The organism is Pedobacter humicola (assembly GCF_056490705.1).
On record NZ_JBWJIG010000002.1, the window covers coordinates 482905 to 505047 of the forward strand.

14 protein-coding genes are annotated in these 22143 nt (G+C 40.6%); 2 read left to right on the forward strand and 12 right to left on the reverse strand.

The window, feature by feature from the left end; all coding sequences use genetic code 11:
* Positions 1-29 precede the first annotated feature (29 nt).
* From AC04Q1_RS05565 to AC04Q1_RS05605, 9 genes are all read right to left on the reverse strand, one after another.
* Complete coding sequence (locus AC04Q1_RS05565; RefSeq protein ID WP_478362619.1) at positions 30-1061, reverse strand: SAM-dependent methyltransferase; 1032 nt, start codon at positions 1059-1061, stop codon at positions 30-32.
* Positions 1062-1159: 98 nt separating this feature from the next.
* Entirely contained in the window at positions 1160-1975 is an 816-nt protein-coding gene (locus tag AC04Q1_RS05570; protein ID WP_478362621.1) for a DUF1295 domain-containing protein, read from the reverse strand.
* A 95-nt stretch (positions 1976-2070) separates the two neighbouring features.
* Positions 2071-2505: a DUF1475 family protein gene (locus AC04Q1_RS05575; RefSeq protein WP_478362623.1), complete on the reverse strand. Its 435-nt coding sequence runs from the start codon at positions 2503-2505 to the stop codon at positions 2071-2073.
* Between the two features lie 409 nt (positions 2506-2914).
* Entirely contained in the window at positions 2915-3643 is a 729-nt protein-coding gene (locus AC04Q1_RS05580) for an acyl-CoA desaturase (RefSeq protein WP_478362625.1), read from the reverse strand.
* Between the two features lie 138 nt (positions 3644-3781).
* Positions 3782-4279 (reverse strand): cupin domain-containing protein, encoded by a 498-nt coding sequence (locus tag AC04Q1_RS05585; protein ID WP_478362628.1) that lies wholly within the window; start codon positions 4277-4279, stop codon positions 3782-3784.
* Between the two features lie 456 nt (positions 4280-4735).
* Positions 4736-5611: a polysaccharide lyase gene (locus AC04Q1_RS05590; RefSeq protein WP_478362630.1), complete on the reverse strand. Its 876-nt coding sequence runs from the start codon at positions 5609-5611 to the stop codon at positions 4736-4738.
* A 270-nt stretch (positions 5612-5881) separates the two neighbouring features.
* Entirely contained in the window at positions 5882-6904 is a 1023-nt protein-coding gene (locus AC04Q1_RS05595; RefSeq protein WP_478362633.1) for a LacI family DNA-binding transcriptional regulator, read from the reverse strand.
* A gap of 127 nt (positions 6905-7031) precedes the next feature.
* Positions 7032-8912, reverse strand: coding sequence for a RagB/SusD family nutrient uptake outer membrane protein (locus tag AC04Q1_RS05600; RefSeq protein ID WP_478362635.1), 1881 nt, complete (start codon positions 8910-8912; stop codon positions 7032-7034).
* Between the two features lie 11 nt (positions 8913-8923).
* Positions 8924-12067, reverse strand: coding sequence for a SusC/RagA family TonB-linked outer membrane protein (locus tag AC04Q1_RS05605; RefSeq protein WP_478362637.1), 3144 nt, complete (start codon positions 12065-12067; stop codon positions 8924-8926).
* A gap of 606 nt (positions 12068-12673) precedes the next feature.
* Here AC04Q1_RS05605 and AC04Q1_RS05610 point away from each other — a divergent pair.
* Positions 12674-13657: an aldo/keto reductase gene (locus tag AC04Q1_RS05610; RefSeq protein ID WP_478362639.1), complete on the forward strand. Its 984-nt coding sequence runs from the start codon at positions 12674-12676 to the stop codon at positions 13655-13657.
* Positions 13658-13948: 291 nt separating this feature from the next.
* Here the strand turns inward: AC04Q1_RS05610 and AC04Q1_RS05615 are convergent, their stop codons facing one another.
* The 3 genes from AC04Q1_RS05615 to AC04Q1_RS05625 all read right to left on the reverse strand — a co-directional run bounded on the left by AC04Q1_RS05615 (position 13949) and on the right by AC04Q1_RS05625 (position 20048).
* Positions 13949-15505, reverse strand: coding sequence for a RagB/SusD family nutrient uptake outer membrane protein (locus tag AC04Q1_RS05615; RefSeq protein WP_478362640.1), 1557 nt, complete (start codon positions 15503-15505; stop codon positions 13949-13951).
* Positions 15506-15531: 26 nt separating this feature from the next.
* Positions 15532-18726 carry a SusC/RagA family TonB-linked outer membrane protein gene (locus tag AC04Q1_RS05620; protein ID WP_478362642.1) on the reverse strand — a complete coding sequence of 1065 codons (3195 nt, stop codon included), beginning with the start codon at positions 18724-18726 and terminating at the stop codon, positions 15532-15534.
* A gap of 593 nt (positions 18727-19319) precedes the next feature.
* On the reverse strand, positions 19320-20048 hold the full coding sequence (locus AC04Q1_RS05625) for a hypothetical protein (RefSeq protein ID WP_478362644.1): 729 nt from the start codon (positions 20046-20048) through the stop codon (positions 19320-19322).
* Positions 20049-20578: 530 nt separating this feature from the next.
* Here AC04Q1_RS05625 and AC04Q1_RS05630 point away from each other — a divergent pair.
* The gene (locus AC04Q1_RS05630; protein ID WP_478362647.1) at positions 20579-22108 is read left to right on the forward strand and encodes a serine hydrolase domain-containing protein; all 1530 of its coding nucleotides are present in this window, start codon (positions 20579-20581) and stop codon (positions 22106-22108) included.
* Positions 22109-22143 lie beyond the last annotated feature (35 nt).

Sequence of the window (22143 nt, forward strand, 5' to 3'; positions counted from 1 at the left end):
ATTATCCATCTTCCATTCTAACCTCTTAATTATTTGTTCTTTTCGAACAAATAATGACATACCATCCATTCGTTTCCTTTATTATAATTAAACAGTTCGGCGCACGACATATAAAATAATCTCCAGTACACCCACCATTTCACGGCCTGATCTTTACCATATGTACTTTCCAAAATGGGCATAATTTCTTTTTTATGTTTGTCCATATTGCTTAACCAGGCTTCGGAGGTTTTGCCATAATGGGTTCCGTTTACCACCCAGTGTTTATCGATTTTAAGATCATCATTGAAATAGAAAAACAAGTGATTAGAAGGCATAATTCCACCGGTAAAAAAGTATTTGCTCATCCAATCCGTTTCATCAATTACCTCAAATTTATAGGCTAAGGTTTTGTGCGTAAAAATGTGCACAAACAATTTGCCATCCGGTTTCATAAACGAAGCTACCTTATTCAGCAGAAATTTATAGTTGCGCATATGCTCAAACATCTCTACCGAAACCACCCGATCAAATGTATCGGCAATGGTAAACGTGTTCATGTCGGCCGTTAAAACCGTTAGGTTTTGTATTCCCCTTTGTTTTGCCGTTTCATCGATAAAGATCTTTTGGGTAGCTGAATTAGACACTACGGTAAAAGTACTTTCCGGAAATCTTGCCGACATATAAAGTGAAAGCGAGCCCCAGCCGCAGCCCAGTTCCAAAACATTCTGACCGTTCTGCAAATCAGCTCTTTTGCAGGTCAAGGCCAACATATCATCTTCTGAGGTATCAATATCCTTAACGCCGGGTTTCCAGTAGCCACTGCTATACTTTAAATTTTTCCCCAGGCAGTACTGAAAAAATGCTGTAGGCAATTCATAATGTTGTTCGTTGGCATCGGCAGTATTTACCGCAATCGGCGATTGCTTCAATTCGGCAACCAGGTTCATAAATTTTTCCTGTTGTAATTCTTCATCGCCCAATGTTTCATCATCTAAACGCTGTTTACATAGTTTTCTAATGCCGATACGCAAGGCGGTATCCGGAAGTTTGTCGTTTTCTAAAAGTTTATCGTACCACATAATATGGAAAATGTAAGATGGTTAATGTATAATGGAAATGGATGATGTACGATGTAAATGGGATGATGGATTTGCGAATGGCATAGTCTATCTTCCATTTACATTTTCCCTCTCCCCTCCTTTTTTCCCCAGGGAAAAAAGGCGCTTGTTGTTTGTTGATATTTTTTATAAGCTACAGGCTTGCTCCTTAAATTCTGCTCTTCGTTGTTCGGAACACCAGTAACTTTGGTTAATAGATATAAAATAATAACCGGACTGATAATGGCCAAAATACCCCAGGGCGAGGCCAGTGCGAAAATAAAGTAAGCCATCCAGGTTAACCATTCGAAGAAATAGTTTGGATGGCGGCTGTAATACCATAATCCGGTATCACATACTTTGCCTTTATTACTGGGGTCACTTTTAAAAGCTGCAAGCTGCCGGTCAGCAATCATTTCTCCGAAAAATGCAATTGCCCAAACCAAGGCACCAGCAAACTCTAAAAGAGAGATAGACTGCGAAGGATTTGCCGTAATGATAAAAAACGGGATGGCCAGAATCACATTGGATAGGGCCTGAAACTGAAAAAACACGAAGAAATTGCGGTCGGCTTTATCGCCCCATTCTTTACGGAGTTGTTCATACCGGCCTTCTTCTTCATCCAAATGACCAATAACGCGTTGCCAAAGGTGGATACCCAATCTCAGTTCAGCCAGCAAAAACATCCCGCAGATTAAAATTTTTCGGGGATCAAACCCATCCGACAGAAAAAAAGTAATCAACGTAATTACAGGGAAATTCAATGCCCAGAACACGTCGACCACACCTGCGTTTTTGATTTTCTTTGCCCAGAGCCAAACCATGGCCATGATAAAGCAGCAGGCAATTAATGAAATGAGGGCGATGAAAAGTAGATGTCCTGTTTGGAGCGGCATAAGGTTTAAGGTAAAAGGTTTAAGGCCAAAAAGCCAATTTAGCTTAGCTTCAAATAAACACTCAGTAAAACACCCTACACCTTAAACCCTACGCCCTATGCCTTACTAAGTAGTTCCTTAACACCCTCGCCATCTTTTAGTTTGAATAAATGCACTAAAACATAAGCTAAGGTTGCTATGCTTCCTAAACATACGAACAAAATCACAATAGAGATTTTAAGAATAATGCTTTTTTCTTTATAAAGCATCCAAAGGGTGATAATGAAGATGTTAGCATAAAAATCCCATAATGTGGCCTGCATCCACGGAATGCTGCCCAGAAAATCCCATTGTTCAAACAAGTTGCTTTCGAGAGAAGTGCTGATAACCTTATAACACATAAACACAAGCAGGGCAGAGAAAACAATTTTAAGGAAGTTGATCATGAAATGAGAATTATTTTTGAAAAGCTTTCTACAATATACGCTTTTACGCAAAAGAAAGATTTTAGGGGAAAGAAATTCTGTGTCTGTAATGTTATCGCCCTTCAACTATGCCAAGGGTAACAAACTCCAATTGAATCTTTCGCGCGCTACAGATAGCACCTCATACATTTTGGGTCACAAGCAATCCGTGATTTCCGAGGCAAAAGAGATAAACAATTATTTTATTAATTTGGAAAGCAGGTTCCTATCCGTTTAGGTGGCGACAGTCCTGCCATTCGCTTTACTTCACCCGATGAAATATCGGGTTCCGTGCCCGCTCCTGTCAGGTTTAACCAACATAAAAAGTGCAGTGAACAAATATATTTCACCGCTGCACAAAAAAACAATATGATTATAACTAAAACGGCCTGTGGAGACACAGACCATGGAATAATATGGCAACCCTTCAACTACGCTAAGGGTACAATTAATCGGAACAGAAAAACTATAAAATTTTAATCTTTAAACCTTAGCCTTATACTTTCCTGATTTTAATAATCCTCATCCAATGCAAAACCTTCATTACCGGATAGGTTGGATCAAATTCCCACCATTTGCTCGCAAAATTGGGACTGTTCGGTTTTTTGTGGTGATTGTTCTGAAAAAGCTCGCCCATCAATAAAAAATCCCAGGGCAAGGAGTTTTTACTATGGTCATCATTGTCGTGATTTGAGTAACCATATTTATGACCACACCAGTTTACGATCGCACCGTGTAAAGGTCCCATTAAAAAATGGATTGGCAATAAAATAAACAACCACCAATGATTGGCAAAAGCAACATAAAAACCAATGTAAAACAATCCACATGCGATTCTCCAGGCCCACGAATTACCAATTTTATCTACAATAGGCCATTCGGGATAATTTCCCTGAAAAGCTGGCTCAGGTTGTATCTTAAACTGCAGATAATTCATGTACATATTCTTTGTCGCAATCATCATCCCGAAAACATCCTTAAAAAAATGTGGCGAATGCGGATCTTTTTCAGTGTCGCTGTAAGCATGGTGCATCCGGTGCAGAATGGCATATGCTCTTGGGTTAAGAAATGATGAACCCTGCGAAATCAGTAATATTAAATAGAAAACCCGCTCCCAAAAAAGCTCCATTTTAAACATCTTGTGTGATGAGTAACGGTGAAGGAAAAAGGTTTGACTAAAGAGAGATAAAAACCAATGGCAAAGAAAAAAAATGAAGATGATCATGTATGATGTGTATACTTTATAAACGGAATTTGAGGGCGTTTAGTTTTTAGGAGAATAGAAAAACGCTTTGAATTAAGCATTTAGACAAAAAGAATCCTGTTCCAAGGTAATAGAACAGGATTCCATTTTAATTATTTATTATCTACCGAAGTCGTCCTGAACACGCACGATATCACTTTCGTCTGATGGGTTCGAAGCATCGGTATGTTGCCAGATTTCGGCCACCACGCCCCAATCTTCCAAGCCAATTAAACGGTGGCGTTCGCCCTGTTGTAATTTAATCTGGTCTTTTGGCCCATATGTTTTCACCTCACCTTCTTCGTCGGTTTGGCTGGTTTTAATTCCAACGGTACCCGTTACCACTTGCCATATTTCAGCTCTGCGGTGGTGATATTGCCACGAAAGACGTGTATTAGGTGAAACGATTAAAATTTTCGGACTTAATTTACCACCAATTTTAAGGTCTTCTACATTTAAGCCATCAAAATAAGTATCAGCAAATTGTTGTGCCTGTGCTTCGTCTATTACAAAGAAACCACCCCAAGGACGGGTTTCATCGCGGTTTACTACATTAAAACCTTCAATTTTTAAACGTTGTGCTACGCTTTCGAATATTTCTTTTTTGTCGTTTGTCATTGATAAAATTTGTTTTCTAATGATTGTCGAGGTTCATAAACATGATCAAATCGCGCTTATGTGGTTCTATAATTGCCGCAAAAATAAGCCTAATAAATTAAAAAAGCCCCTTCGGGCCTTTTATTTTTTCAATAACCAGTAAAATAAAATACAGATATTTAGTTTTGGCACATTGAAGCTAAGACAAAGTTCTCAAGCTAGTTTCTAATGATAACGTTTGCTGTACCGATCGCGTTAGAAGGGCCATCATTTCGACCCTAGCGTAGAAATCTTTGAATTTAAAGATTTCTCTCCCGACCAACTTCGGGACTGGGCTTCATCCGAGCCATTGGATTTAAAGGTCTTCATAGGAGGAAAGATGCTGAAATGAATTCAGCATGACGGCAAGAATAAAAAACACCATGAAATAGACAAAAATCTAGCTCATGATGTTCTTTTCAAGCAAATCCTTTCTGATTAATTGATCTTATTTACTACTAAATCATCAAAATAGATGTAACTGGTTTGACTCGAGCCCCATACCGCAACATCTTTTCCGCCTCTAAAATTATGGAACGACAACCTGTTGATCAATCGCTGTGCATCGTTGGTGGTCCAGCGGATAGCCTGATCTAACACCGTTGTTCCATTGATGATTACCTGTACCTGACCGTTTTTATTCGAACCGGTATTGCTTTTAACATACAGGTGAACGGTGTAGGTATTGCCTTTTACCAGACTACCAGAAGAAGGGTAAGATTTACCGAAAGTATCGCCACAAGGGCCGGCCATATCCCTATGGTAAACATAAGGTTGAAAAAACACACGGCTACCGGTATTGTACCACATTAAACGCAAGCTACCACCATTACCATCGCTGGCGATATCGCATCCGGTATTTCCTTCCCCGATCAGGAAGCCGAAACCAACTTTTCCGCCCCTGCTCCAATCAAACTGACTGTGGAAACGTACTTTGAAGGTGGCCTCATAGGCCGAACCGTCTGATATATCTGCCCCGGCAATTAAACCGTTCGAAACGGAATTGGGTGCAAGCGTAGCCCTAGCCCAGTTGCCAGAAATATAGGCCCTGCTTTCGTTCCAACCGGTTAGGTTTGCACCGCCAAAATCGGCACTGGCCTCGCCATAGGTATAAGTACCATCGGCTTGTGTAAAACCGGTATTGATGTTGCTTGGATAAGCCTCTGTAGTTGCTTTGGCATATGATTGTTCTACAGCATTAATGTTTTCGGGGATTGGTTCTGCTGTTTTGTCTTTCTTACAACCATAAAAGCTAAGGGAAAGTACCAGCACTACGGACGCAATAAAATGCGTTGGATTCATTTTTTGACTCATGTTAATTTTAGTTTAGATTTAAATTTGGTTAGCTGTTTTGAAACGCAATTCACTATCCTTGATGGCGCATTGCAGGTTTTAGATTAGAAGCTTTTTTTATTATTTTGGTTAGCAATTATCTGATATACTAACCTAATAAAAATTGTAGATCAAAACATACATCAACCACATTAAAAACAGCAAAACGCGGCCCGTTTGTTGTTACAACGATTGAAATAATGATTGTTAAACCTACTAAATACATAGTCGATAATACTATCTTACAGGAACTTATGGATGATCATGAATTTTCAGGTTACAATTTACGATCACTTTTTTATAATCCTTTGCATCAATGTCTCCGTTGATGAGCTTAACCAATAAAGTAACAGCCTGCTCGCCCAGAGATTCGGGATTTTCTTCAATTGATGCAACGGGAGGTGAACTGAGATAACTAATAATCGGGTCGTTACCAAAGCCGATACATTCGAGTTTTTTATAGTCAGGATGTTGGATTGACCTTAGGAATTTGATGGTATCGAAAAGTAATTTTTCCTTAAAAGCCACCAGTGCAGTTGGTCCGTTTTCTGGGTCTCTAAAGAGATTTTTAATCGCAAAGAGTGTATTTTCATCATCAAAATCGGTATAAGCTACGTGCTCGGCGTTAAAAGGGATATTGTTATCCTTCAATGCATTGATGTATCCCGAAAAGCGGTCGTGACTAAAATTCACCATTTTCGGCCCTCCAAGATAGGCAACACGTTTATGCCCTCTATTAATGAGGTACTCGGTAGCCATATAACAGCCTTGATGGGTATTTCCTAAAACCTTGTGGCAATTAAGGTTAAAACTGGGGTTACGGGTATAATATACGACCGGGATGCCGATTTTCTCGAACTGATCGAGATGCGAAAAATCGGAGGTGTGTTTCGAAATGGCCACAATTAATCCATCTACCCTTGAGCCTAAAAGCGTTGCCGCGGCACTTACTTCCATTGCAAAATTATCATGCGACTGGCTGATGATGATATTGTAACCATTGGCCGTAGCCAATTGTTCCATTCCATAAATGCTTCGGGTAAAAAAATGATCGGAGAGGTTGGGTAATATGATGCCAATAATGCGGGATTTTCGGTCTCTTAGCCGTAATGCAGAAATATCAGGTGTAAAATTTAACCGTGCGGCCAGTTCTTTTACCCGAAGTTTCGTACTCTCTTTAATCCGTGGGTAATCTTTCAGCGATTTGGAAACAGTAGATATAGATAATTTAAGTTCTCTGGCAATTAGTTTTAATGTAACAGGTTTATTTTCCATAGGTGAAGGATGTTAAGCGTTACAATGTGGTGGGCGGTTGGCGTTTAATATCCCGCAACCTTTTTATAGGTTAGAGATTAGGGGTTAGCGTTTATAAGAAACCGCTAACCCGCTAAACAAATAATGGCTATGGAATCTTATCCAATGCCGGAACATTGGTTTCGTATCCTGTATAACCTTTATTCTGGTTTATATGCCCTCCGGTATTGAAACGCTGTGCAGCAGCAGGCACAGGCCAAAGTACATGGTATGGTGAAATTTTAAAATTCACCCCTGATATTGTTGGCACTTTATTTCTGTAGAAATCATTTTTTTCAATAATCCGGTCGTAGAAGAAATTATTATCTGAAAAAGCTGCAAGGGTATAGGTTTTACCATTGTAGGCCGTTTTTCCCGTTTGCGCAAAAATATAGGCAATACGGGTCAATTCTGTTTTACGGGGTTCTTCATAGTAAAGTTCTCTTGCTCTTTCGTCTAATATCGTACCAATGGTAATTGCCGAAGCATCGGTTAACAAAGCTGCATTGGCCCTCGACCGTACCTGATTTAAATCGGCCATTGCCAGGGCTAAATCCCCTTTCCAATAATAGGCTTCTGCCCTCAGCAAATAAGTTTCCGCCAAACGGAAGATGTACCAATCGGTATTGGTTCCTCTTGGTGGTGTCCAGTATTTATCAACGGCCAATGCATTGGTAGAGTTAATAAATGTTTTATAATGCGGCCAGCCAAAGAAATGGCGGATGGTATCCAATCCTTTGTTCAGGAACATATTGTTCACATTGGCAGGCGTCATATCAACCAGTGGTTTACCATATAGTGCTTTTTCGGTTGGATTAGTAGAGGTTTTAAGTGCCGGATTGTTATATACCAGGTCGGTCATGTTCATCCACATGCCGGGCGCATGGCGATAATCGGTATTATCTGTCCAGATGTTTTTGGTGCTATAGGCTGTACCACGGTAACGGCCAATTCCTCTTCCGTACATTAAAGTTAAAGGTATTTCCACGTTTACCCCATCAACAATCGCCTGCGTAGTACCAGAGGGTGTTTTTAAATTGGCGAAATGCCAGGCCGGCACGCAGTTACGCATCACCTGTGAGCCCAGATCGGTAGCGCCCTGTAAAGTTTCTCTATCAATGGTTAAAAACAATGCCTCCCGGTTGGCTGCAATGGCTTTATTGTCCATGCGGTGAAGGTCCCAAATTACGTTTTTGGTGGCATCGCCGGCAGTGCTGCCAAAACGGTTGCGCATTAAGCTATAGGTACCACTGTTAATCACATTGCTAGCAGAGGTAATGGCTGCATCAAAATCCCCAAGCGCAAGGTTAACCTTGGTCAATAAATGGCTACAGGCCCCTTTGGTTACATCTCCACGGTCTACTCCATCCTTTAGCCACTTTTCGGCAAACAGAAGGTCTTCCTGCATTTTTTTCAAAATCACTTCACGTTTGGTCGAATAATAATCCAGTTTTGGTGCAGTAATATCTTTTAAGTTCAAGGGTACATCTCCAAACTGGTGTACCAAACGATAATAGTAATAGGCACGGTAAAAATAAGCCGCACTTAGAATGGCATTTCTTTCGGCTTCATCTTTAAAGGTTACGTTGTCGATATAGGTAATCACCGTATTTGCCATACGCACCCCTCTAAAACCTTCCGTCCAATAAAATCCGATCCTGTTAAAATCCGGATTATCGAGGTTGGCATCCGGTGTTACCCGGGTATCCATATCCTGCGCCTGTGTACTTTTATCGGTTGTTCCATCAACAGCCACCTCCGAAAATATAGATTCGGTAACAATGGGGGCCATATCGCCTGTAAATTCTTTTCTTACATTGGCTCCAATACCGGCAATGGCTGCCTTCATCGCCGCTACACTCGTTAAAGCGGTTTGAGGTTCCAACTTCGATAGTAATTCTGAATCGAGGTCTGATTTTTTACATCCATTTGCCGATAACAGAATGGCTATAGCCACAAATGGAATTATTCTTTTATATGTGATATTCATCTTCATCATTTTTAAAGGGTAACATTCAGTCCGAAAGTGTAAACTCTTGGTGTTGGCACGGGGTTTCCGTTGCCATCTGCGGTTTGGGGATCCCACTGGTTCCAATCTGGCGCATACACCCCCAAATTGCTTACATTGGTATATATTTTTGCACTCTGTATCCTCAGTTTGCCAAGAAAATCTTTTGGCAAACTATAGGCAAGAGCAATGGTATTTAGCCTGATGAAAGAACTTTTGCGGTAGGAATTAAAGCTTACACCACTTAAGCCAGAGTTTAGACGGGCATAATCGTTAATTGGATTACCAGGGGTCCAATAAGGCACCACATAAGAGCTCGAACGGCCGAAACCTACACTTCCAGGCTGATTTTTGGTCTGGTTGTCGGCCCTAAGCTGCCCCCAGCTCGAGATCAGCTGAAAGGAGAAATCGAAGTTTTTGTAAATATTAAAATCATTACGGACCGACCAATTGAACCGTGGACTTCTATAACCGATAAACTGTTTATCCAGATCATTATACACATAATTGCCATCTACATCCAATAATTTAAAATCACCGGGTTTAATGCCTTTGTTAAATTTATTGGCTTCTGCTACTTCATTTTCCTGCCATACCCCTAAAATTTTATATTCCCAGATCACATCGATGTCTTTACCGATAAACCATCCGTTTCCAGGATCATCATTCGGTGTTGCCAGGGCTACAATCTTATTCCGGTTAAGTGAAAGGTTCGCTGTAGTACTCCAGGTGATGTTTCCACCGGTAAAATTTTTACTGTTAATGCTAAATTCAAAACCCTTATTATTTACACGGCCCAAATTGGCAATTACATTTACATAGCCCGAAACATTAGGTAAGGTTTGACCAATTAACAGATCTGAAGTTTTCTTGTCATAAAGTTCAAGCGATCCACTGATGCGGTTATTCAAAAATCCAAAATCTAAACCAAGGTTTAAAGATTTGGTCTTTTCCCATTCGAGGTTCGGGTTCCCCAACCGTGAATTATTTACCACAGTATTTACTTCACCAGGGGTACCACTGCCATTAACAGACTGGTATTTACCGCCATCTAAAGTTTGAATGGATACATAAGGATCGATTACGTTGTTATTATCACGAATCTCCCTGTTTCCGTTGATACCGTATGACAAGCGCAGCTTTAAAAAGTCGATCCATTTAGCTTGTTTTAAAAAGCTTTCCTCGCTCACCGTCCAGGCTACTGCAGCAGCCGGAAAATTGGCGCGTTTTTTTGAGGCACCAAATGCAGAATAACCATCTCTGCGGATAGACCCCGTTATTGCATACCTACCTTTATATGAATAATTTACCCTGGCCAATAATGCATCGCCCGTGTACACTTTATCATCGCTGCTTACCGTTGGTTTATTACCACTTTGTATATTGTGGTAACCCAATACATCTGTTGGTGCAAAACCTTCATTACCTGCTATAGTATACCAGGTAGAATATTTTTCGCCATTTACCAATAAGGTTACATCTAGGTTATGGTCGGTAGCAAAAGTTTTGTTCCATTTCAGGAGGTTATCCAGCTGCCAGTTGTACCTCGTTTCGGTTGCCCTCGTTGCCGAACCGCCCGGAGTAGCCACATTTGGGTTTTTGGAAGACAGGTGGTTAAAGGTACGGTACTGATCTAAACCCGGACTAAAATTGGCCTGATAGGTAATACCGAACGGCAATTGCACTTTAGCGTAAATACTACCGAATAGGGTGCTCTGTTTTTGTAACCTCGAATTATACGTTTGATCCAGGAATGGATTACGGGCATTAAGGCCATTGTCATCTGTTGGGATCCTCCGTAAAGATCCATCTGCATTGTAAAAATCGCCATAAGGAGATAAATCAGGCAGTTGCGAAAACTGTGCTTCAATAGCACCTTCATCACGGTCGGCAAATTGAAGGTTCATGCCCAGAGTTAAAAACTTAGCGGCCTTACCTTCCAGGTTCAATCTGGTACGGAAAGTACTGAACCCGCCACCGGCAATAATGCTTTCGTTTTTAAGATATCCTAAAGACATATAATACGAAACCTCTTCTTTTTTCCCGCTGATGCTTAAGGTATGGTCCTGACGCTGTCCGGTAACAAAAAGCATATCGTACCAGTCAGTTGTTTTTCCATTAAGATAGTTGGCCTTCTCGTTGGCCAATAAGCCTAAACGGCTTAACCAAAGATCAGTTGGGTTGGTGGTGGTTTGTCCGTTTAGCCATTGGGTTAAGGTTACCCCCTCCGGCAGGTTATTTGGATCATTATAAATATATGGGGGATTAACACCGCCACTGCGCTGTACATCGGCACGCCAGTTTAAAAACCCCGGACCGTCATATACAGGCTGATCCTGTGCCAATGTAGCCATCCCAAAGTTTGTATTTACAGTAATGGTTGGCGCACCGCTTTTACCCTTCTTAGTCGTGATGGCCACCACGCCTGTTGCCGCTTTTGCACCATAAACAGCAAGCGAACTCGCGTCTTTTAATACATCTACCGATTCGATATCGTTGGGATTAATGTCAGATAACTGGCCGATAAAAATAACACCATCCAATACGATCAATGGCGTGGTGGTACCTGTAAGGGTTGTTTTACCCCGTACCAGGAGATCTCCACCACCTTTGGCACTGTTGTTAAAACCCACAGTTAAACCTGGGATATTGCCACGGAGTATATCGGTAACACTATTCGGATTTTCATTTTCCAATTGAGTAGCCTTGATACTGGAAACAGCACCTGTTACGTCTTTTTTCTGTGCAGTACCATAGCCAATTACCACCACATCGTTAAGCCCTTGCGAGCCATCTTCCATGGTAATGTTGATGGTAGTACGCCCGTTTAATGCAACTTCTTGCGTGGTAAAGCCGATAAAGGTGAATACCAAAGTCTGATTGGCTTCGCTTGTTTTGATGCTATATTTACCTGCTGCATCTGTTAAGGTTCCAATCTGTGTGTTTTTTACCCTTACGCTTACCCCTGGAAGGGTTAAACCTTTATTGTCTTTAATGGTACCCACAACGGTAGTTTGGGCATAGGCGCTAAAACTCCCGAAAAATGCCAGGAGCGAAACCGCTAAAATCTTTGCTTTCCTCACACTCATGTGCTTGAGGCATAACAATACTCCTCTTTGGTTGTAAATTCTACTCATAAATTATAGTTTAGTTAATGATTGTCTGTTTAAAAGGTCTTATCAACTCAGAACTGACCGAATGCTCTTTTTCAACGGTGCATAACACTTAAATAAAGAGCTAAGGCAGAAAGAATAAGGATAAAAGGATATCGGAATAATTGGAGTTATCAGCCAGAAAAAAAATGAATAATACCACTGCGGGAATACATGGGTTTAGGTTTGTACATAGGATAATTTGGTTAGGCTTATTTTATCTAATATAAAAACCAGTAGCACCAGATGTAAAAAACTATAATCGGAAAACGGCCAAAATGCGCCTCAGGGTGGATTTCCAACGATGTAATTAATTTCAGGATTTAACCTGATTCGCATTCTTTGCTATACCTACCTGGCCTGTCAGGGCGGGGATGCCCTCAGATAAACATCAGTTTTATTGAAGTCTTTTTGATAGTTAACTGCATATGCAGCACCGACTATCAGGATAAGCATCTACACCAAGATCATATAACTACAGTTCCACTAGATCTTCTACTATCATTTTTCTGATACCAACACCCAATTTAACTTATTTTGATAATAGCAGCTATTTGTGAAATTTTGTACCGGTAAACAATAATACATATCATGGAATACAGAAAATTAGGAAATACAGACCTCAGATTATCCACAATTGCATATGGAGCCTTTGCCATCGGTGGCAACATGTGGGGAGGAAATGAAAAAAAGGATTCAATAGAAGCAGTTAAAGCATCAATAGAAAATGGCATTACAACGATCGATACCGCACCATTTTACGGTTTTGGCTTAAGTGAAGAAATTATTGGTGAAGCCATTAAGGGTTACGACAGAAGCAAAATACAGCTGCTCACCAAATTTGGTTTAGTTTGGGACGGAAGCAATAAAGGGGCAGGAGAACATTTTTTTGATGCAGAACATGATGGAAAAAATGTGCCTGTTTACCGTTATTCTACCAAAGCATCCATCATTAAAGAGGTGGAAGAAAGTCTTAAACGACTTGGCACCGATTACATTGATCTTTTACAGCAACACTGGCCCGATCCCACTACGGCTATAGATGAAGCCATGGAAGCCATAACGCAACTGATCAAGGATGGAAAAATCCTTGCTGCCGGCCTTTCGAATGCAGACATTCAACTGATGGAGAAAGCTAGTGCGATACATCAACCCGCATCCAATCAGGTATCTTTCAGCATGCTCAACAGAGGTATCGAAGAGGACCTGATCCCTTATGCACTGGAAAAAAACATTGGAATTATTGCCTACAGTCCGATGGAAAGAGGACTTTTATCTGGTAAATACTTCAGCAACGAAAAACTTAAAGCGGATGATCACCGCAACGGCTATTTCAATCAGTTTGACCTTGAAGCCGTGAAAACATTTTTGGATAACATTACACCGTTGGCAAAAGAAAAAAATGCGAGTATTTCACAACTGGTTTTGCGTTGGACAACCCTGCAACAAGGTATTACCGTTGTATTGGCAGGCGCCAGAAATACCGAGCAGGCCATCTCAAATGCAGCAGCAATGACTCTGAAAATCAGTAAAGAGGAACTTGATTTTATTAATGGCAAACTGGGAAAACTATAGTATTTATTAAAGTCGGTGAGATGGCAACCATAAGTAGAAAAAACATGAATACATCCATTTTCCCTTCAACAATATGCGACAAATAGAGGTTTAGGAAATGAACGGACAGTTTTCCATAGGTACTGTACTCCCGCCATAGGCTTTATCCCGATTGAAAATAATCGGGATGCCCGTTGCCGCCGGGTTTATAAACAAAGTAAAATAAAATAAAATGGGGTGCCTGATCAGGCACCCCATTTTTGGTAAAATAGTACTTATAGTCGGTGAGCCACCGATCATTAGAAATACCTGCTAATAGCCCGGATTTTGGGTCAAATTAGGATTATTCTTGATTTCTGGAGTAGGAATCGGGAACAATAAGTTTTTGTTTTGCAAAGCCTGGTTTACGCTTTTATTGATATGACCAACAAAATTATCAAAACCGTTGGTGGTTTCATTGTATACTTTACGCAAACGCACCATATCAAACCAGGTTACACCCTCGTAACATAGTTCGTGCCAGCGCTCTCTCCAAACGGCTTCTTCAAACTGTGTTTGGTTTAGGCCTGCGAGATCGGCCAATACGGCCCTTTTCCTTATTGCATTTACCGCAGCATAGGCTGCAACATTTGGACTACCGTCTGCCCTGTTCTGGGCTTCAGCATAAATCAATAAAGTTTCAGCATACCTGATTTGTGGAATATTCAGGTCACTTCTGCTGGTACCTTCTACCCCTAATGTGCCATTGGCAATTACATCAAAGTGTTTAAGAATATAAGGTTTACCACGGTTAATCAAAGGCAGTTTAAAGCCATCGGTATAATAATCGGTAAAGAAATAACCCTCTCTATTTTTTGCCCTTAAATCTCCTGCCTCGTAAGAAGCATAAAAACTTGCTGTAGGAATGGAGGTTCCGATCCCATCAATTTTAGAAACCAAAGGCTGGTGCAAAGGCAGATACGAAGATTGCAATGGGTTACCAAATCCTGCAGCATCATTATATTGGATCTCAAATAAATGCTCCGTTTTATTATCATTCTTTGCATCGCGTATGGCAGCATAAGTTGGGAATAAACCTAGCGTTGTTGGATTTGCAGTCGAATAATCGATCACTTCTTTCGCCTTATCAGCAGCCAACCTGTAATAAGCCGCTCCTTTATTTAAGGGCTGACCGGCCATGGTTAAATAAACTTTTGCCAATTCTGATTTAATGGCGGCCGTAGAAACGCGTCCACTGGCATCCATATAAGGTAATCCTGCAGCTTCTGCCAAAACCAGGTCATCCACAATCTGTTTATAAACCTGTTCTTGTGAAGCACGTGGAGGTGAAAAATTAGGATCGTTAGGACTTGTAATCGGTTTGGTGATCAAAGGCACATCGCCCCATAAACGTACCAGATAAAAATAGGCCCATGCCCTGATAAAGGAAGCTTCGCCCAAAATCCTTTTTTTCTGTGCAGCATCCATCGGGTTAATGCCCGGAACCTTATCCAGCACCAGATTGGTTTGGGCAATTACCTTATAAAAACCATTCCAGTTTTGGTTGACATGAAGATTTGATCCATCATAAATAAGTGAATACAAGTTGTTTAAATCAGAGTTCTGTGCGGTTTCGGTAGATTGTATCCCTGTTGGCGCATCAAGCATCTGAAAGTTGTTTGAAAAAATCCCGGCACCTCCGCCGATAAACCTGATCTCTGCATACACAGCGGCAATACCGGCTTCGGCATGCTCTGGCAAAGTGTAAAAACTGTTGGGTGCAAGATTGGTGGGATCTGTTTCATCCAAAAACTTCTTACATCCCGAATTCCCGATGATGGCACCACCCAGCAATAACAGGGCAGCGATATTTTTTATATTTATTTTCATTTTGATATCCTTTCTTTAGTTAATGTTTACAATCCAATATTTAAGCCTACCATAAAAGTTGTTGGCTTTGGATAATCGAAAAATGTTTGTCCCTGTGCAAATACATTACCATAAGTGGTTACTTCCGGATCGTTACCGGTGTATTTGGTGGCCAGGAAGAAATTCTGAACAGATGCATAAACACGGAGCTTGCTTAAGCGCAGTTTTTCTACAAGCGATTTATTAAAGGTATAACCCAGCAACAGGTTTTTGCCACGGATAAACGAGCCGTCTTCTAACCAGTGCGTATCTACATTGGTTACATATCCGGCTGATTGATCCCTGATGGCCGCTATCGGCGTATCCTGGTTTTGAGGCGTCCAGGCATCTAATACGCTGGCAAAACTGTTGGCCTGTACCTGTCTGTCTTCGCCCGAATGGTGCGTCATATTCAACACATCGTTCCCATAAGAATACTGAAGTTCTACAATCAGATCTAAGTTTTTATAACGGAAGGAGTTGGAAAATGATCCCCAGCCTTTTGGCGAACCACTACCGATAATCTGGCGGTCGGCATCTGTAATGGCATGGTCGCCGTTTACATCTAGATATTTAATATCACCAGGAAGCAAGGTTTTACCACCACGGTAACTTACATATTTGGCTGCTTCGGCCCTTTCTGCCTCGCTCCAGGTGCCTAAACGTACAAGTCCCCAGAACGAACCTACAGGCTCACCCACTCTGATAATCCCGGTTTGATTGGTGAAATTAGGGTTACCTACACCAAAAATATCATCAGGTGTGGCCAAAGAAAGTACTTTATTCCGGTTAAGGGAGATGTTAAAGCTGGTTTTCCAGGTAAAATCATCAGTTTGAACGTTAACCGTATTAATTCCCAGATCCAGACCCTTATTCTGCATCGAGCCCACATTCTTTCTGATTACCGAATATCCCGTAGTACGTGGTACAGGGGCATCCAGTAACATATCGGTTGTTTTTCTGTAATACAGATCGGCCTCTAAATTAATGCGGTTGTTAAATAAACCCAATTCCAGACCCGCATCAACCTGTGCCGTTTTTTCCCAAACCAGATCTGGGTTGGCCAACCTACCAATACCGATACCCGTTACTTTACTATCGTTAATAATGGCCGAATTGTTTACCAATGTGGCTAACGACTGGTAAGCAGGGAGCTCAGAGTTACCGCTTAAACCATAACTGGTTCTTAATTTTAAGTTAGAAATTGTTTTATTTCCTTTAAGAAAATCTTCATCTGAAGCTTTCCATGCAAGGGCCGCAGAAGGGAAAAAGGCAAACTTATGGTTATCTCCGAATTTCGACGATCCATCTACCCTACCGGTAAAGGTAACCAGGTATTTATCCTTAAAGGCATAATTTAACCTGCCGAAATAAGAGTTGAAAGCAGACCTGTTTCTGTTCGAACCTACGGTAATGGATTTACTACCCGACCCCATGTTGTTGTTGCCATAAAAATCGGTCACAAAATTCTCTGCATGCATGGTACTGCTGAAGAAATTGCTGGCCTGCCACGAAATACCCAATAAAGCATTAATGGCATGCGATTCGGCAAAACGTTTGTTGTAGGTTAGATAATTTTCTAACGACCAGAAAGTTTCGCGGTCGTTGGTTACGTTTGCTGTACCATTTTGACCATCCGATATGCCATATAATTGTTTTGCATTATATTCATTGATGTTACGGCTTACCACATTGGCGCCCAGTTGGGTACGGAATTCAAGATCTTTGCTGAAACTGATTGTTGAATAAAGACTTCCCAAAGCTGTTTGGGTGATCATGCCATATCTTTGGTCAGTTAAGATGTGCACAGGGTTAGAACCCCCTTCGGCCCATGGGATCAGCTTATTGTCGCCCCATTTTCCATCTGCCAATTTGATCGGAAGAAAAGGAAATGCTTCAGTAATCATACGAACAGAGTTTAATCCTCCCGTTCCCTGGTCTACAATATTTTCGTCTTGATTATTGTAACTTAAATTACCGCCAACTTTTAACCATGGCTTAATTTTACTGTCGAAGTTAAACCGGCCAGAATAACGTTTTAAATAAGAGTTTTTCAATAATCCTTCATCATCGCGATAGCCTGCAAAAACGCCGTAAGTATTATTTTCATTGCCTCCTGTAAAACCCAGCTGATGGTTTTGCGAAAGTTTGTTCTGCGTAGATTCTTTTAACCAGTCGGTATTGTATAATGGATTTCCATTGCTGTCGAAAAACTGCGGAAGGGCAATCCTGGCCGCTTTTGGAACTGGTGTAGAAGCATAGTTCCCTGCTGCCCAGCCTACCGGATCGTAAACTTTGATGTTATCGTAAGCCAGATCCTGAACCTTAACATATTCGTAGGCATCAAGCATTTTTACGTGGTGCGGGGCCAATGTGTTGATCCCGAAATCCGCATCGTAGGTAATCCGTTGTGCATTTGCAGTTCCTTTTTTAGTGGTGATGAGAATTACACCATTGGCTCCCCTCGCGCCATATATCGCCGTTGAAGAGGCATCCTTTAATACCTCTACAGATGCGATATCGCTGGGGTTAATATAATCAATTGCATTACTGTTCTGTGTTTGTGAAGCCACGGGTAAAGCCACTCCATCTACCACATACAGTGGGTTATTACTGGTATTGATGGAACTGAAACCGCGGATTCTGATGTTTGTCTGTCCACCCGGCCTTCCCGAGTTCGTATTCACCTGCACACCGGAAATCCGTCCGGCCAAAGCCTGGTTTAGGGATGGTGCAGGACGTTCTTGCAGTTCGCTGGCTTTTACCACCCCAACAGAACCCGTTAAATCACTTTTTTTAACACTACCATAACCGATAACCACCACTTCGTCGAGTTTATTGGCTTCGGCAGGTGCCATTTTAACACTGATATTGGCCTCGCCACCTACGGTAACATCTTTATTCTGATAACCCACATAAGAGAAACGGATTACCTCGCCAGGGTTCGCGTCGATGCTGAACTTACCCGTTTCACTGGTTACGGCGGTTTTACCCGAAGAGAGGTTCTTGATCCCCACACCAGGAATGGGCATGTTTTTCTCGTCTAACACCGTTCCGGTAATTACTTTTCGATTTTGAATGTGCGTTAATGGTACATTCGGCACTGAAAGTCCCCCGGATTTTTCAGCACGTGGATTCATTGAAAAAGCAGGACTATTGAGCAAAAAAAGCACAGAAAGCCCTGAAATCTTGAGTAGATTCATTTTCATTAGTTTTAGTTTAGTTAATGGTTAATTAATATATATACTTAGCCGTAAATAGCTAAATCGTTTTATCAATTACTCAAGCGAATAATTGAAGGGAAATAATCATCATTAATCAGAAGGCTTTTCACGATAGGCAAAAATGTTAACTGGAATTACATTTTTGGAAAGAATTAAATATACATACAGGTAAATTACACAGCTATACACTGCATAACAAGGAGTAAATACACCTAGGCTCATCATCATATTTGGTTTTGGATAAAACGATTTATCAACTCAATATTAAATATTTTAGTACAAAATCAAGAATATAATTTTGACGGCCATAAGCTACTTAAACATACAGATCAGATTGCAGTATGATTACTTTTACAGTGAGTTAAATTTCTGAACAAATATCCAAACTAAAGTTTAAAAGGATCATTCGTCACGCTTATATCATCGCTATTTTAAGACCTTTTTTTAATCTGGTCTAAAAAATTTGATAATTTTTAAAGCTGGGTTAAGATTTCTTTTTAAAAAACCTCAACCCATCTTTATTATGATCAAACCGTATATTGCCTTTCTCAGTCATCAACATGACGCTTACATCAAAAATCTAACGACAAATACGCTTCAATTGATCGGTATTTTGGGATTTTCTTCCGATTACCGTATTTTGCCATTGAATGATAGTACCTCCGTCCATTATAGCCACGCCCATAAGCTAAAAAATACATACGCGGTTCTAGGTGACGTGTTTGGATATGGTTAGCAATCCTGTCCAGCTCGCTTACAATATCACTATTCATTAACTTCTTATGTGTGATCATATGAGGTGCAACTTTTAATTTATACCTCCATGGCTCCGTAAAAACATATTTGATTTCCTGTCGGCGTGTTTTAACATCATACGTTTCTATCTGGTTAAAACAGCCCCTTTCCTGTTCTGAAAGATCCAGTTTACTGCTATTCCATAAATACGGTGTTAGTTCGCGTAACGACTGCCTTTTAATTTCATAGCCATATCTTCCCCTACGTCGTTTTTTTCGTTTAAATGTTTTATCGTGGTGGTACTCGAAAGTATTTATTTTGTTAAGCAGTATACTGTAAAATTCGGCTCTTGGGCTATGGGCAACATCTTCTCTTAGCACAAAATATCTTTTCCAGCCCCTTTGATATGGATTTTCAAGAGGCACAACAGGTAGCAACCTTTGTTGTTCCCAAAGTTCAGACCTTCTTTTACTCAGCTTAATTAGTTGTTTATCGCTGTCTGTTTTGACCAGACGTTTTTTTCTGCGTACAGATTTAATCCCGTACGGCAATTCATATGTGTCCATTGGACTTCCATTTAATTTCCTTTAACTTAATGTAGATCTCAATTCATCCCTGAATAAGGATATACCCCTCTGAGCTTAGAAATAAATGTAACGCAACGGTGTAAACCAATAGCCTTTAGGCTATTCCCATTAAACAATTAGAAATTACTTTATTTTATCGCCTTTAGGCAACGTAAGAAGGGGATGATATGTAAATATATGCTGTCATATTTCCTAAACGTTAAAAAGATTGATCATTAGGAACGCAGCAAAGGTAATAAATTTTCAGAAAATTAGCTATAAGACATTGATCCTATCGCATTTGTACAATTTCCATGCTTTTGCTCAGGTAAATTGGCAAGTGAAGGATGCAAAGATCGAAATACGAAAAATATTGATGGCACCATAACAACTGTAATCAAAGAGTAAAATACAATATCCTCGAATTTACTACGGATATAGCTCCGCTAACTTCTTAATTTCATTCATTACGCAGACAACTGTAACCTGTTTTTCAATCTGGTGGTCTTAAATCCTAAAACCATCATTAAATGATTTCCTATTTCCAGCCAAAGTACCGTAATGCCGTTTTATTTATAAGTTTTATGGTAATCAGCATTTGTTGTGCACTCACTTATCCGCAGCAGACCGAATGGGTAAATAAAAATGACTATTACCAGAATAAAGCTGCCAAAACATGGAGTGATTCGCTCGATTTCGTACTCAACCGTGTCAAACAATCGTTAGGTGCTACGGATATCGATTTAACTTTGGGTGTGATCAGGGACGGCCATATTTTCTTAAAAAAGAATTGCGGTTATTCCAATCCTGAAACAAAAACATTATTTTCAGACCAGACACAAATCTATCTTGCCTCCACTTCAAAATCGTTAACAGGAACGCTGGCCGCTATCTTGAACCAGAAAGGCTTGATTAAACTGGATAAAACGTTAACCGATTATCTTCCAGAACTTACATTCGACGACAAAAATATCCATCCGGATAAAATCACCATACAATCGTTGATGACCCACACCCACGGGATTAAAAATAACGATGCCGTGGTTTGGACGGCTTTTACAGGCTATAAAGACACTGCTCAACTCCTCACTTTATTAAAAAAATACAGTACGGCATTACCCAATCAAAATTTCAGTTATTCCAATTTAGGGCCAGTGATTTATTCCATCATTGTCGAAAAACAGATGGGTAAGCCCTGGCAGGAGGTGATGGATCAGTATCTTTTCCGGCCATTGGCTATGCATTCTACTACGGCTTATGTTTCGAAGGTTGCCCCCAAATCTGCCAGTTATGTAATTGACGGATCGGAAGGAAAAGTAGCGGCTGTATCAGACAAGGCAGATAATTCGATGTCGGCTGCTGGCGGTCATTTTAGCACAGTTAACGATCTGTTAAAATATCTCAACTTTTTTATCAGTGAAGGAAATCCGGTTAAAGGCATTCTGAATAAGGAGGAAATTGATTTTGCTACCTCAGCCCTCGTTGCGCAACAGAACCGTTATCAGTCTTATGAAAGATTTGGTTATGGACTGGGATGGGAACAATCACGGTTTAATGGGGAAAATTTAACATCACGGATGGGCGGTTATAGTGGCATTTCCTGTCATCTCTCGTATATAAAAGAAAAAAAGATAGGCATTGTGGTGTTTGGCAATAAAAAAGGCATGGAAGCTTTACCGCACTTGGTTGCCAATTACCTTTACAATGTGATGCTGGGCAAAGCAAACAAGAACAGTATACTGGAGGAAAACCTTAAATCGTTAAAGAAAAATTTCGATGCTGATCTTCAGGAAACAAAGGAAGTAACGGAGGCGATGCGTACACAGATCAAGCCAAATCCCGCATTAGCCGGCATATATGATGGGGGTGAAAAATCGGGAGCCATGGAAATCAACAAAACTGGTAGCGTTTCGTGGGGCAATCTGAAGGGACAATTGTATTTATCAACTGATAGTACCGGATTGATCAATTTCAAAACCATGTTGCGTTCATTTTCGGTGAAGAGAGAAAACAATGACATTGTGGGCGTATATTCGAACGACCGGTATTTTAAGCGTTAATTACGTCTTAAACAAAAGGGCATTCCGGAATGGAA